This window comes from Pseudomonas jessenii, from assembly GCF_002236115.1.
GTDB classification, from domain to species: domain Bacteria; phylum Pseudomonadota; class Gammaproteobacteria; order Pseudomonadales; family Pseudomonadaceae; genus Aquipseudomonas; species Aquipseudomonas jessenii.
Window position 1 is genome coordinate 177926 of record NZ_NIWT01000007.1, and the last position, 13647, is coordinate 191572.

General features: G+C 61.4%; 11 protein-coding genes. 5 read left to right on the forward strand and 6 right to left on the reverse strand.

What is annotated here, in order from left to right:
* Positions 1-146: 146 nt before the first annotated feature.
* Complete coding sequence (locus PSJE_RS23755) at positions 147-1568, forward strand: type VI secretion system Vgr family protein (RefSeq protein WP_090456680.1); 1422 nt, start codon at positions 147-149, stop codon at positions 1566-1568.
* A 3-nt stretch (positions 1569-1571) separates the two neighbouring features.
* Here PSJE_RS23755 and PSJE_RS23760 read toward each other — a convergent pair whose 3' ends face one another.
* The gene (locus PSJE_RS23760) at positions 1572-2963 is read right to left on the reverse strand and encodes an FAD-dependent oxidoreductase (protein WP_090456682.1); all 1392 of its coding nucleotides are present in this window, start codon (positions 2961-2963) and stop codon (positions 1572-1574) included.
* Positions 2964-3033: 70 nt separating this feature from the next.
* On the reverse strand, positions 3034-4359 hold the full coding sequence (locus PSJE_RS23765; RefSeq protein ID WP_090456684.1) for an MFS transporter: 1326 nt from the start codon (positions 4357-4359) through the stop codon (positions 3034-3036).
* A 268-nt stretch (positions 4360-4627) separates the two neighbouring features.
* Here PSJE_RS23765 and PSJE_RS23770 point away from each other — a divergent pair, with 268 nt between their 5' ends.
* Positions 4628-5500 (forward strand): LysR family transcriptional regulator, encoded by an 873-nt coding sequence (locus PSJE_RS23770; protein ID WP_090456685.1) that lies wholly within the window; start codon positions 4628-4630, stop codon positions 5498-5500.
* Between the two features lie 111 nt (positions 5501-5611).
* Here the strand turns inward: PSJE_RS23770 and PSJE_RS23775 are convergent, their stop codons facing one another.
* Positions 5612-6475, reverse strand: a complete 864-nt coding sequence (locus PSJE_RS23775; RefSeq protein ID WP_090456686.1) for a LysR substrate-binding domain-containing protein — start codon at positions 6473-6475, stop codon at positions 5612-5614.
* 109 nt (positions 6476-6584) lie between these two features.
* Between PSJE_RS23775 and PSJE_RS23780 the strand changes: the two genes are divergently transcribed.
* The 3 genes from PSJE_RS23780 to PSJE_RS23790 all read left to right on the forward strand — a co-directional run bounded on the left by PSJE_RS23780 (position 6585) and on the right by PSJE_RS23790 (position 9486).
* The gene (locus tag PSJE_RS23780) at positions 6585-7694 is read left to right on the forward strand and encodes a 2-aminoethylphosphonate--pyruvate transaminase (protein WP_090456688.1); all 1110 of its coding nucleotides are present in this window, start codon (positions 6585-6587) and stop codon (positions 7692-7694) included.
* 154 nt (positions 7695-7848) lie between these two features.
* A complete protein-coding gene (gene phnX / locus PSJE_RS23785; protein ID WP_090456689.1) occupies positions 7849-8676 on the forward strand; it encodes a phosphonoacetaldehyde hydrolase in 828 nt (275 codons plus the stop codon).
* Between the two features lie 240 nt (positions 8677-8916).
* Entirely contained in the window at positions 8917-9486 is a 570-nt protein-coding gene (locus tag PSJE_RS23790) for a cytochrome b (RefSeq protein ID WP_090456690.1), read from the forward strand.
* A gap of 113 nt (positions 9487-9599) precedes the next feature.
* Here the strand turns inward: PSJE_RS23790 and PSJE_RS23795 are convergent, their stop codons facing one another.
* From PSJE_RS23795 to PSJE_RS23805, 3 genes are all read right to left on the reverse strand, one after another.
* Entirely contained in the window at positions 9600-10526 is a 927-nt protein-coding gene (locus PSJE_RS23795; protein WP_090456691.1) for a 1-aminocyclopropane-1-carboxylate deaminase/D-cysteine desulfhydrase, read from the reverse strand.
* Positions 10527-10683: 157 nt separating this feature from the next.
* A complete protein-coding gene (locus PSJE_RS23800) occupies positions 10684-12723 on the reverse strand; it encodes an oxidoreductase (protein WP_090456692.1) in 2040 nt (679 codons plus the stop codon).
* A gap of 154 nt (positions 12724-12877) precedes the next feature.
* Complete coding sequence (locus tag PSJE_RS23805) at positions 12878-13459, reverse strand: hypothetical protein (RefSeq protein ID WP_090456693.1); 582 nt, start codon at positions 13457-13459, stop codon at positions 12878-12880.
* Positions 13460-13647: the final 188 nt, after the last annotated feature.

Consider the following 13647-nt stretch of genomic DNA (forward strand, 5'->3'; position numbering starts at 1 on the left):
AGTTGGCAATCGACCAAAAAATCCCGACTTGCATCGACATCTTCACCAGCGGTTGTAGGGCAATTCGGAAATGTCGCTTTACCGTACCCGCAATGCGCCGGGGTTTCGTACGCTTTGCACCCTACTCCACAGCGGAAGCGCGTTCGATGCACAACGACAAGGATAGTCCCACCACCCTGACGCTTCTCGAAGACGACCTGAGCTTCCAGGTGGTCCGGTTCAGTGGTCATGAAGCTCTCAACCAGCCCTATCGATTCGACATCGAGGTGATCGGGCTGGCACCAGCCCTGAACCTTGAGCGATTGCTGCACCAACCGGCGTTCCTCGAATTCGGCCACGATCAAGGCATTCATGGCGTGCTGGACAGCGCCAGTTGTGAACATCGAAGCGGGCACCGGGTCGCTTACAAGCTGGTGCTGGTGCCTTGTGTCCAGGTGCTGGAACAGCAACGATGCCGACGTATTTTCCAGCACGCCAGCGTGCCCATGATCCTGCGCCAATTGCTGGAGCAACATGGGTTGCCCGCCAGCAGTTATCGCTTTGAACTGGCAACCAGGCACTATCCCCTGCGACCTTTTTGCATTCAGTACGAAGAATCCGACCTGGCGTTGCTGCAACGGCTGTGCGAGGAAGAAGGCATCCACTATCACTTCGAGCATCAACGCGACGGCCATGTGCTGGTGCTGGCCGACGACAGCCTGAGTTTTCCCCAGGAGCCACTGCTCATGTCGATGAGCGGCGGCGCCCCCGGCGAACACCAGGAACCGGTGATCAGCGAACTGTTCCAGCGCCATGACGCCACGCTCTCCCCTGTGCGTCCAGGCGCCAGGAATCCGGGTGCAGCGGACATCAGCGAAGGCGCAGCCAATCACTCGTTCGCCACGGCGAGGCACTGTCCCGCTGGCGAGCAACAACATCGCGACCAGCTCAGCCGTCGACAACTGGAACGCCTGCGCTGCCGTCACCAGCAGATCCACGGTCAAAGTAGCCAGGGGGCATTACGCAGTGGCCGGATCCTGCAAGTGGCCGAGCACCCGCTGGCGAATTTCAATGATCAGTGGCTGGTTACCGAAATCCGCCATCAGGGGTGTCAGTCATCCATTCTGCTCGACGACACACCGGGCACGGCCTCGGGTTACCGCAATCAATTCAGCGCCATCCCCTGGTCGACGGTATTCAGGCCAGCGCTCAAACAACCCAGGCCGAGTATCCCCGGGTATCAGCCCGGTCGCGTGTGCGGCCCGGTCGGGCAACCGGCGGCAGTGGACGAGGATGGCCGGGTTCAGGTGAACCTCTGGCCCGCCGCGCAACCAGCCGCAGAAGAGTCCAACGGCCTGTGGCTACCGCTGGCACTGACCACCGCCGAGGACTGGATCGATCCGGCCCGCTTGCCCGTGGCTGGCAGCGAGGTACTGGTGATTTTCCTCGACAGTGACCCGGATCGCCCGGTGCTTTGTACGGCCATGGGCCCTCGGCCACAACCTCACCGCCCTCGCCCGCATGAGCCCCGTGGCGATACCCGCCTGCTGTTCGACTGGCTGCTCACCCGCTCGGACCCTGCACCCTGACGCTCAACCCTTGTCAGCCTTGCCGGCTGCAGCAGCGAACTTCGCCAGACGCACGTCCAGATGCCGTGGCCGATGCCCGTGATCCTCCGCGCGCTCCTTGCGGCGGATGGCGTTGCGCACCATCAGCGAGCCGATATAGCGAATCGGCTCCGGCGGGAAAAAGCCCAGAGGGCCATTGACCAGCGGCGAACGGGTCCAGGGGTTGTCCAGGCCTTGAACCATCGACGCCAGAATCTGCCCGCCCATGTGGCAGGGGCCGACGCCGCTGCCGGAATAGCCGAAACCGTAAAACACATTGCCACTGGCGCTCATCTGCCCGAAGAACGGCAGCCCGGTCACCGATCGATCCGATGGACCGTTCCAGGTCGCCTCGACCTTGACGTCGGCAAACGCCGGGAAGAAATCCGCGAGACTGCTCTGCAACAGGCCGGCATAAGGCGATGGCTGATCGAACACCGGCAGCATGCGCCCGCCATAGGCGAAGGTGTTGCCGCCCTTGCCGAGCATGATCCGGCCGTCCGGCGTGTTGTGGTAGTAGTGCACGAAAATCCGCGAATCGAGCACCGTGACGCCGCTGGTCAGGCCGATTTCGTCGAGTAAATCCGGCCGAGGTTCGGTGATCAGCATGTCGCTGGAAACGATCGCCACGCTGCGTTCGAACTGCGGGAACGCCCGGGCCATCCAGGCGTTCATCGCCAGCACCACGCGGTCGGCGCGAATGCTGCCCTTGGGGGTTTGAATGCCCGCCGGCCGGCCCTCCTCCAGCCCGGTCATCGCGGTGTTTTCATGAATCCTCACCCCCAGCTGCAGGGCTACCCGGCGCAAGCCACGCACCAGTTTGCCTGGCTGCACACTGGCCGCGGCCGGGGAAAACCAGCCTTCCAGGTGTTTGCTGGAACCGGCCATGCGCTGCACATCGGCCACCGGCCGCTGGGTGAACGAGTTGATGCCGTTGCGCTCCAGCGCCGCGATCACAGCGTCGGTCGAGCCGACCTGCGCGCGATTGGTCGCGGTGTAGAGGGTGCCATCGAGGCGGTAATCGGCGTCCACCCCATACTGTTCGCAGAAGGCGCCGATGGCATGGATGCTGCGCTCGGACTCTTGGACCAGACGCACGGCTTCTTCGACGCCGAACAAACGTTCGAGGGTGAAATACTTGGCCGACCACGACAACGCACAACCGCCATTGCGTCCACTGGCCCCGGCACCGCAGATGTCCGCTTCGATCAGCAGCACATCCAGTTCGGGGTTCTGCTCCTTGAGCATGATCGCGGTCCACAACCCGGTGTAACCACCGCCGACGATACAGACATCGGCGCGGGCGTCGCCTTCCAGTGGCGGACAGGTTTCGGATGCATCAGCCTTCAAGGCCTGGTCCAGCCAAAAGGGTCTCATGGGGTCAATCTCCGGTCAGTGGCCCGCACGCCGGCCTGCCGCAGGTGCAGCAGGCGACGAGGGACAGGATTCAGGTACGCAGGGGTTTGATGGTCATCACTTGATTGGGCACGTAGGCGAAGTGAGTGCCCAGGCCACCGGGGCGGCTGTTCCAGTGCGGGATCAATACCAGCGCCGAGAACATGGCGCAGCCGGCGAAGACGATGAACACGGTAACGGTGTCGAAGTAGCCCGGCAGCAGCCCGCCGAGAATCGCCCCGACCGAACCGCAGCCGTTGACGAAGCCGGCTGCCGTGGCGCCGGCCTTGGCGGTGCCGAAGTCGATGGCGGCCGCGCCGCTGATCATCGAGTCCGGTCCGTAGAGGGTCAGGCCCATGACGAACAGCAGCGCCACCACCAGCAGCACGCTGCCGGTATGCAGGGCGCCCATGAAAAACGCCAGGGACACCGTCAGCGCCAACAGGCTGATCACGCAGGCCGGCATGCGCCGGGCGCCGAACAGTTTGTCCGAGGCCAGGCCAATCAGGATCGGCCCGAGCAACCCGGCCAGCTCGAACGCAGTCGGAATGATCGCCGCGCCGACCTTGCCCACCGAAGGCATCTGTTCGAAGACGATCACCGGCCCCCACAGCAGAATCGCGTAGCGCGCCGGCTTGAGCATGAAGTACGCCAACCCCAGCACCAGCACCGTGCGGTTGCGCAGGATTTCCTTCAAAGGCTCCCACATGCTGATTTTGCTTTGCGCCTCGGCTTGTTCGGCGGTCAGCTCAGGCTCCGGCTCCACCGCCGGCAAGCCGACGTCTTCCGGTTTGTTGCGTTGGAAAATAAAAAACAGCACGGCGACCAGCCCAACCACCGCCGCACTGGAAATGAACGCCGCATGCCAGCTGCCGATGAGCGTGTACGCCCACCAACCGGCAAACGGCGAGGCTACCAGACCGCCAAAGGCGTAGCAGGAACTCCACAGGCCCAATACCCGTCCGCGTTGCTCGGAGGGAAAGAAGCTGCCGAGGTTCTTGCACAGCCCCGACCAACCGGTGGACTGCGCCAGGCCTTGTATCAGCATGCAGGTAGCGAAAATCGGTAACGTTGCGAAGTTGCCCATCACCAGCGCCGCGGCGGCGGAAATCAGCAACCCGCCGAGCACCACAACTCGCGGGCCAAAACGGTCTGCGAGGATGCCCCAGGTGAACTGACCGACGGCGTAAGCCGTCAGGTAGATGGCGTCGAGGTTGGCCATGGCCATTTTGTCGAGCATGAAGGTCGGGTCTTCGCCAATACCGAGCTTGGCGACCGAGAATGCTTTGCGGGTGAAATAGAACGCGGCGTAGGCGAGCCAGGTGATCGCGAAGATCTGCACGCGCCAACGCTTGATGGTGCCGATGTGCTTGTTCATTGTGGTTCTGACCTCAGGGTGTGAGTGTGCCGGCAGAATTGGAAGAAAACGCCTGTGTTTTTATTGTTGAGCACTGCGATATCGCCCTGTCCCTACGGCGGATACCGGTCAGATGAGTCCTGTAGTTGCACGCACAGGCTCATGGCACCCGCTGCTGTTCGACTGACCAGTCAACGGGGCTGAGGTGGATAAAAACAATTACTGATTAATAAGTGAAATCGATTTATCGTATTTCAAATATAAGTTCAGCTTGTTACTGGAGATTCCCATGTCGGTGTCCCACGCCCAGCTCAAAGCTTTCCACGCCGTGGCGGTCCATGGAAGCTTTACCAAGGCCGCCGAACGCCTGTTTCTGACGCAACCGGCGATTTCCGACCAGGTGCGCAAGCTCGAAGAGCGCTACGGTGTTTTGCTGTTTCACCGCAACAAACGCTCGGTGCGCCTGACCGATCTGGGCGAGCGTCTGTTGAGCGTTACCCAGCGGCTTTTTGTGATCGAGGCGGAAGCCCAGGAACTGCTTCAGGAATCCCAGGCCCTGCAGACCGGCAGCCTGATTCTGGCGGTGGATGCACCGGTGCACGTGCTGCCGCAGATTGCCCGGTTCTGCGAACGCTACCCCGGGATCAGCGTGAAGATCGAAACCGGCAACACCGATGAGTCGCTGTTTCGATTGTTCAACTATCAGGCCGACCTTGCATTGCTGGGCCGTGACGTCAGCGATGAACGCCTGATTTCACTGCCCCTGCGCAACGACCCGATGGTGGCGTTCGTGTCGCGCAATCATCCGTGGGCCGACCGCGAATCCATCACCCTCGCCGACCTCGACGACACGCCACTGGTATTGCGGGAAATCGGTTCGGTGACCCGGCAGACGCTGGAGGAGGAAATGGCGGGGGCCGGGTTTCGCATTCGGCCGGCGATTCAGGTTGAAGGTCGCGAGGCAGCTCGGGAGGCGGTGGTGGTGGGGATTGGCGTGGGCGTTGTATCGGCTGCCGAGTTTGGCGCGGATTCGCGGGTGTGTGCGCTGCCGATTATCGATTGCAAACGCAGGCTGACGGAAACCCTGGTGTGCTTGCGCGAGCAGAGTTCGCGGCGGGTGGTGGCGACTTTTCTTGAGATGGTGCGCGAGAGTCTTATGTAAGCAGGTCCGGCCCCTTCGCGAGCAAGCCCGCTCCCACATTTGATCGCATTTCTCCAGGAGGAACTCGGTTAAATGTGGGAGCGGGCTTGCTCGCGAAGGCCGCGCCTCGGTCTACCTGACGGGCGCCAACCCGAAAAACGCCTGAATCAAGCGCAAATCCCGCCGCCGCTCCATACAACCAATCATGTGCCGATTCACCAACCCCTCGCCAATGATCGGCACCGCCGCCACCCGTGGATCGTGGCTGACCTCCACCGACGACACCACCCCCACCCCCAGTTCGGCGGCCACCGCCTCGGTCACCGCTTCGCGGCTGTCCAGTTCCAGCAACACCCGTGGATTGACCTTGGCCTGGGCGCAAGCCTCATCGAAGGTGCGCCGGGTAATCGAACTCGGTTCGCGCAGCACCATGATCACCTGATCCAGTTCCTTGAGCTGCACGCCTTTAGTCTTCTGCGCCCAAGGATGCCCGTCGGGCACCAGTGCGCAAATCCGCGACTCGTTCAGTGCCTGCAGATGCAGGCCCTTGCGCGGCTCGACCTCGGTCAGCACCGCCACGTCGGCATGTTCGGACAGCAGCGCCGCCAGGGTTTCCTGGGCGTTGCCCAGGCGCAGGTTCACCGTGATCCCCGGATAGCGCGCCCGCAGGCTGGCGAGCATGGGCATGACCATGTGCGGGCCGTCCGCCGCCACCTCCAGACGCCCGGTCAGCAATTGCCGGTTGGCTTCGAGCATCACCTGCGCCTCTTCGGCCAGGCCGAACATCGCCCGGGTGATTGCCGCCAGTTTGGTGCCCTCCTCCGTCAGCTCCACCCGTCGGGCGGTGCGGCGCAGCAGGGTGATCTGGTAGTGCTCCTCCAGGGCCTTGATGTGCCCGGTGACCGCCGGCTGGCTGATGAACAGCCGCGCCGCCGCCCGGGTAAAACTGCCTTCCCGGGCCACGGCATCGAAGGCGCGGAGCTGAAACAGGTTCATGAATAACCCTCACTGATGGCTGGCATAACAATAAACAATTTGATTGATAACACGGCAAATTGCAATTTAAGCCCCGTAGCTTCATCCCATCGATTGCGAGGACACGAGAATGAGTACTGCCGAACCCATCCTGCTCACCCCCGGCCCGTTGACCACGTCGCCCCGCACCCGTCAGGCGATGATGATCGACTGGGGTTCATGGGATAACCGCTTCAATCAACTGACCGCCAGCCTCTGCGAGCAACTGCTGGCCATCATCAACGGCACTGCCACCCACCACTGCGTGCCTTTGCAAGGCAGCGGCACCTTCGCGGTCGAGGCAGCGATCGGCACGCTGGTGCCTCGGGACGGCAAGATTCTGGTCCTGATCAACGGCGCCTACGGCAAACGCCTGGCGAAAATCTGCGAAGTACTGGGCCGTTCCTTCAGTACCTTCGAAACCGCAGAAGATGAGCCGACCACCGCCGCCGACGTCGACCGCCTGCTACGTGCCGATCATGACATTACCCATGTCGCCCTGATTCACTGCGAAACCAGTACCGGCATCCTCAATCCGCTGCCAGAGATCGCCCAAGTAGTGGCGCAACACGGCAAGCGCCTGATCATCGACGCCATGAGCTCCTTCGGCGCCCTGCCAGTGGATGCGCAGCAAGTGCCGTTCGACGCACTGATCGCCGCCTCGGGCAAATGCCTGGAGGGCGTGCCGGGCATGGGTTTTGTCTTCGCTCGCAAAGAATCCCTGGCCAGCGCCGCCGGCAACTCGCATTCGCTGGCGATGGACCTGCAGGACCAGCACGCCTACATGGCCAAGACCGGCCAGTGGCGCTTCACCCCGCCGACCCATGTGGTCGCGGCGCTGCACGAAGCCCTGCTGCAATACAACGAAGAAGGCGGCTTGCCGGCGCGGCACGAACGCTACGCCGCCAACTGCCAGGCATTGATGGAAGAGATGGGCAAACTGGGGCTGCGCAGCTTCCTGCCGGCGGCTATCCAGGCGCCGATCATCGCCACCTTCCACGCCCCGAAAGATCCGCGCTACGCGTTCAAAGAATTCTACGAGCGGGTCAAGGCCAAGGGCTACATCCTCTACCCCGGCAAACTGACCCAGGTCGAAACCTTCCGCGTCGGCTGCATCGGCCATGTCAACCCGGCGCAAATGCGTGAAGCCGTGGCGGCGATTGCCGAAGTGTTGCGCGAGATGGAAGTGCTCGACATCTAAACCACACCACATTCCCTGTGGGAGCGAGCTTGCTCGCGATGAGGCCCGATCAGTCGACACACATATTGAATGTAAGACCGCTATCGCGAGCAAGCTCGCTCCCACAGAAAAGCTGAATGTCCGAATAGATCGATATCACAGGAATCCAAACGCCATGAACTACGCCAACCCAACCAAACTGCAAGCCGCCATCCTCGACTGGGCCGGCACCGTGGTCGACTTCGGCTCCTTCGCCCCGACGCAGATTTTCGTCGAGGCTTTCGCCGAGTTCGATGTCCAGGTGTCCATCGAAGAAGCCCGTGGCCCGATGGGCATGGGCAAGTGGGACCATATCCGCACCCTGTGCGACCTGCCGGAAGTTGCCGAGCGTTATCGCAAAGTGTTCGGCCGCACGCCGACCGACGATGACGTCACCGCGATTTACCAACGCTTCATGCCACTGCAGATCGAAAAAATCGCCGAACACTCGGCACTGATCCCGGGCGCGCTGGAGACCATCGCCAACCTGCGTCAGCAAGGGATCAAGATCGGTTCCTGCTCCGGTTACCCGAAACAGGTCATGGACAAGGTGGTCGAACTGGCCGCCACCAACGGTTACGTGGCCGACCACGTGGTCGCCACCGACGAAGTCCCGAATGGTCGCCCATGGCCCGCCCAGGCGCTGGCCAACGTCATCGCCCTGGGCATCGACGATGTCGCCGCGTGCGTGAAGATCGATGACACCGTGCCGGGCATTCTCGAGGGTCGCCGCGCCGGCATGTGGACCGTTGCGCTGATCTGCTCGGGCAACGCACTGGGCCTGGACTACGAAGGCTATCGCGCCTTGGGCTGCGACCGACTGGACAGCGAGCGCAAGCGCATCCACGGGATGTTCGAAGGTTCACGCCCGCATTACATGATCGACACCATCACCGATCTGCCGGAAGTGATCGCCGACATCAACAAGCGCCTGGCCAACGGCGAAATGCCACAGTCGAGCTAAAAAACGCAACGCCCCCCTCCTGTAGGAGCGAGCTTGCTCGCGATGGTGTGTCAGTCGACATCAATGTATCTGACACTCCATCGCGAGCAGGCTCGCTCCTACAGTTTTTTCCGTCTGTTACCCGAACCAGAACACCCAGCGACCAATCGCCTCAGGCAAATCCGGTGAAACAGGATTACAGTTAACGCACACCGTCGGACAAGAACGGTGGCTTTAAACCGGACCTCTGAGGAACACCCCATGCCGTGGAAAAACTCTGAGTCGCGCTACAGCACCGTATCGATCGCGCTGCATTGGCTGATGCTGGTCCTGCTGGTGCTGGTTTACGCCTGTATCGAGTTTCGCGGATTCTTTCCCAAGGGCAGTGGCGCGCGCACGCTGATCGTCGAATCACACTTCATGCTCGGCCTGACCGTATTCGTTCTGGTCTGGCTGCGATTGTTCGCACGCAGTCTCGGCCCGGCGCCGCAGATCTTCCCGGCCTCGCCGCACTGGCAAACGACACTGGCCAGGCTGATGCACTGGGCGCTGTACATTTTCATGATCGTCACGCCGATTCTCGGGTGGCTGGTCACCAGCGCCAAAGGCAATCAGGTGATGTTCTACGGTGTAGACCTGCCGATGCTGGTAGCGGAAAACAAGGACCTGGCCAAACAGCTCCAGGGCTGGCATGAGCTCGGCGGCACTATCGGCTATTGGCTGATCGGCCTGCATGCCGTGGCCGGGCTGTATCACCATTATGTGGTGGGCGATAACACATTGCTGCGGATGATGCCCAAGCGCGTGAACCGCGATCTCTCAGACCAATGAACTCCAATGTGGGAGCGGGCTTGCTCGCGAAGGCAGTGAGTCAGGCTATACAAAATCGACTGATACTCCGCCTTCGCGAGCAAGCCCGCTTCCACACTGGATCGCAGCACCGCTCAGTTTTTTGAACTCAATCCCCGCCACCCCTGCAAGCCGCCGGTGTGGACAAAGATCAGCCGCGTACCACGGGCGAACTTGCCCGCCTCCACTTGTTGCTTGAGGGCCATGAGTGCCTTACCGGTGTACAGCGGCTCCAGGGGAATGCCGCTGGCCTGCCCGGTCTTTTCGATGAAGTCGAGCAGCAACGGATCAACCTTGGCAAACCCGCCGCGACTGGCCTCGAACAGTTCATACACCACATCGACCACACCCGCTTCCTGCACGATCCTCTCGACCTGCTGCGCCACCCCGTGGTCATCAGGCACCGCCAGGGCACCATATACCGGATGATCCCCCGCTTCGGCCAGCACCAGGCCGGCCAGGGTCGTGCCGGTTCCGCAGGCCAGCCACCAGCCGTCATAGTCACTCCAGCCCAAGCCCGCCAATTGGGTACAAACCCTGGCCCGCAATTGCATGCAACCTTCAGCACCGGGTAATCCACCTCCGCCTTCAGGCACCGGATGCAATGTCGGATAACGGGTTTGCCAGGGTTGCCAGAAACCCGCTTCATGCCTCGCTCGATAGCCTGCGTAGCCCAGCCAGTGCAACTCCATGCCGAACGCCTGCAAGTCCTTGACCGTCGGGGTTTGCTGAGGATGCCCGCGCAACAGGCCGACAGTGGAAAAGCCCAATCGCTTGCCCGCCGCCGCCAACGCGTGGAGATGATTGGAGTGCGCGCCACCGAGACTGATGATGCCTTCGGCACCCAGACGGTCGGCGGCTTTCAGGTGTTCGATGAGCTTGAACCATTTGTTGCCGCTGATCAGCGGATCGATCCGGTCCAGACGCAGCACCGCTACTTCGATGCCGGCTTGAGTGAGCCAGTCGAGGTGAAGGGGGTCGAGGGGGGCCTGGGGTAACCAGGTGGAGGGCGGGAGAAGCATTGGCGCCTGATTGAGCTAAAAAAAGAAATTACATTCTAGTCGCTCAAAGGCAGCCATCGCGAGCAAGCTCGCTCCCACCTTCGATCTGCTGAACGACACAGATTCAGTGTGGGAGCGAGCTTGCTCGCGATGGCCGTTGGCACGCTTGACCGGTCTGTTACAACTGCGCCGCCAACCGCGATCCCTGATTGATCGCCCGCTTGGCATCCAGCTCTGCCGCGACATCCGCGCCGCCGATCAGGTGCACGCTCTGCCCCGCCGCCGCCAGGCCTTCATGCAACTCGCGCAGCGGATCCTGCCCGGCGCAAATCACGATGTTGTCCACTGGCAGCACCTGAGCTTCGCCGGTTTCGCCGATGCGGATGTGCAGGCCTTCGTCGTCGATCTTCAGGTATTCAACGCTGTTGAGCATCTGCACCTGTTTGTTCTTAAGGCCCGTGCGATGAATCCAGCCGGTGGTCTTGCCCAGGCCGTCGCCGACCTTGGACGTCTTGCGTTGCAGCAGGAACACCTCGCGGGCCGGCGCATGGGGCGCGGCCTTGATACCGGCGACACCGCCGCGCGCTTCAAGGTGTGTATCGATGCCCCATTCCTTCCAGAACGCGGCGCGATCCTGACTGGTGGCGACGCCTTCATGCACAAGGAACTCGGAAACGTCGAAACCGATACCACCGGCACCAATCACCGCGACGCGCTTGCCGACCGGTTTGCGCTCCAGGATCACGTCCAGGTAGCTCAGCACCTTGGCGTTTTCCACCCCTGGAATGGCCGGCACACGCGGCGCAATGCCGGTGGCCAGAATGATCTCGTCGTAGCCGCCCTCAACCAGCCCGGCCACGTCAACGCGGGTGTTCAGGCACACCTCGACGTTGGTGGTCTGCAACTTGCGGTTGAAGTAGCGAATGGTTTCGTAGAACTCTTCCTTGCCCGGAACGCGCTTGGCAATGTTGAACTGACCGCCGATTTCGCTGGCCGAATCGAACAACGTCACCTGATGGCCACGCTCGGCGGCCACAGTCGCGGCGGACAGACCGGCAGGGCCGGCACCGACCACGGCGATTTTCTTCAGTTGCTGCACGGGCAGATAGTTGAGCTCGGTTTCGTGGCAGGCACGCGGGTTCACCAGGCAACTGGTCAGCTTGCCGCCGAACGTGTGGTCGAGGCAGGCCTGGTTGCAACCGATGCAGGTGTTGATTTCATCGGCACGACCTTCAGCGGCTTTGTTGACGAAATCCGGGTCGGCGAGGAACGGCCGTGCCATGGACACCATGTCGGCATCGCCCTCGGCCAGGATCTGCTCGGCGACTTCCGGGGTGTTGATACGGTTGGTGGTGATCAGCGGAATATTGACCGAACCCCGCAACTTGGCCGTAACCTTGCTGAACGCCGCGCGCGGCACTTTGGTGGCGATGGTCGGAATCCGCGCTTCGTGCCAGCCGATACCGGTGTTGATGATGGTCGCGCCGGCCTGCTCGATGGCCTTGGCCAGTTGAACGATCTCTTCCCAGGTGCTGCCGCCTTCAACCAGGTCGAGCATCGACAGACGGAAAATGATGATGAAGTTCGGGCCTACCGCTTCACGCACGCGACGAACGATCTCCACCGGCAGGCGCATGCGGTTTTCATAGCTGCCACCCCAGCGGTCGGTACGGTGGTTGGTGTGGGCGGCGAGAAACTGGTTAATGAAATAACCTTCGGAACCCATGATTTCCACGCCGTCGTACTCGGCGGTTTGCGCCAGTACCGAGCAGGTGACGAAATCGCTGATCTGCTTCTCGATGCCTTCCTCGTCCAGTTCCCTGGGCTTGAACGGGTTGATCGGTGCCTGGATCGCACTTGGCGCAACCTGTTTCGGGCTGTAGGCATAACGACCGGCATGGAGGATCTGCATGCAGATCTTGCCGCCCGCGTCATGCACGGCACGGGTGACGATACGGTGCTTGAGCGCCTCTTCTTCGGTCGTCAGCTTGGCCGCGCCGGAATACACGCCACCCTCGTCATTCGGGCCGATACCGCCGGTGACCATCAGGCCGACACCGCCACGGGCACGCTCGGCAAAGTACGCCGCCATGCGCTCGAAGCCACCCGGTTTCTCTTCAAGGCCAGTGTGCATCGACCCCATCAGGGTGCGATTGCGCAGCGTGGTGAACCCCAGGTCCAGCGGAGCCAACAGGTGCGGGTATTGAGCGGCGGTCATCGGTAACTCCACATCGAGCGATCACGGAAAGTGCGGGAGCTCTGCGGCCCCCATCAGTCATGTTCGACAGACTAAGAGTCGTGCCGCCATCCCTCAATGACCGTAAATGACAACTTATTGATCGAAATGAGCAGCAACATTGGGCTATCAGTGATCATGCCCAAAACCCGAAGTAAACAAATGCCATGGCCGCAGCTACACCCCACGCGGTCAACGCCATTACCGTTGAATGATGCGGTAACCGGGATTCGCTCAACCGCTGCAATCCGGATTTCGAAAACCCGGACTGGTCATAACGGCAATACTGGATTGCCCGGTAGGTGTGTCGGATGCCTAGCAACAGAAACAGGGTGATCAGGCCAAGGACCAGTCCACGCGTAATAGCCGGTTTGACCAATAGCGCAAGGTGATCCTGCTCGCAGGCGGCGCTGTCGATTTCCTCAACGGTAATACGCTGATCATCCGTCGAAGTGCGCTTTTGGCCAGTCTGGTTCGCCGCCAGTTGCTCCAGATCCAACACCTGATACTTCCATAGCGTTGGCGATCCTTTTCGGCAGAAGGTAAACGCGGCAGGACTTGAGACGGCGATAATACCAGCGTCGTCGATATTCAGTTTTTTCAGCGTTTCCGTGGCGGACCTGGTGAAGTCCAGGTCGAAGAGTGGAGTCACCCCAGTAGCAAAAGCCGCGATCGAAACCAATAGGCTGCTCAAGACGCAGATGGCTGAAATGTTCAAGGCAGGGTTTCCTTTTTTCCATTGTTTTTTGATTTCGCCGCTCGGTTCCAACCTGTTTGATGAGTTCCAGTACGCTGCTGGCCCCCCGATAACGGATGGTATTGCGGACAAAACCCCGGAGAGTGAAAAGAGAAAGGGAGGGCATCCATTGCCCTCCCCTCCGTGGTTCACGCTCCCTGCGACAGTCC

Excerpts from the sequence above, each read along its gene's own strand:
- PSJE_RS23755 (WP_090456680.1), top strand. The coding sequence starts at position 147 with ATGCACAACGACAAGGATAGTCCCACCACCCTGACGCTTCTCGAAGAC.
- PSJE_RS23760 (WP_090456682.1), bottom strand. The coding sequence starts at position 2,963 with ATGAGACCCTTTTGGCTGGACCAGGCCTTGAAGGCTGATGCATCCGAA.
- PSJE_RS23765 (WP_090456684.1), bottom strand. The coding sequence starts at position 4,359 with ATGAACAAGCACATCGGCACCATCAAGCGTTGGCGCGTGCAGATCTTC.
- PSJE_RS23770 (WP_090456685.1), top strand. The coding sequence starts at position 4,628 with ATGTCGGTGTCCCACGCCCAGCTCAAAGCTTTCCACGCCGTGGCGGTC.
- PSJE_RS23775 (WP_090456686.1), bottom strand. The coding sequence starts at position 6,475 with ATGAACCTGTTTCAGCTCCGCGCCTTCGATGCCGTGGCCCGGGAAGGC.
- PSJE_RS23780 (WP_090456688.1), top strand. The coding sequence starts at position 6,585 with ATGAGTACTGCCGAACCCATCCTGCTCACCCCCGGCCCGTTGACCACG.
- phnX (WP_090456689.1), top strand. The coding sequence starts at position 7,849 with ATGAACTACGCCAACCCAACCAAACTGCAAGCCGCCATCCTCGACTGG.
- PSJE_RS23790 (WP_090456690.1), top strand. The coding sequence starts at position 8,917 with ATGCCGTGGAAAAACTCTGAGTCGCGCTACAGCACCGTATCGATCGCG.
- PSJE_RS23795 (WP_090456691.1), bottom strand. The coding sequence starts at position 10,526 with ATGCTTCTCCCGCCCTCCACCTGGTTACCCCAGGCCCCCCTCGACCCC.
- PSJE_RS23800 (WP_090456692.1), bottom strand. The coding sequence starts at position 12,723 with ATGACCGCCGCTCAATACCCGCACCTGTTGGCTCCGCTGGACCTGGGG.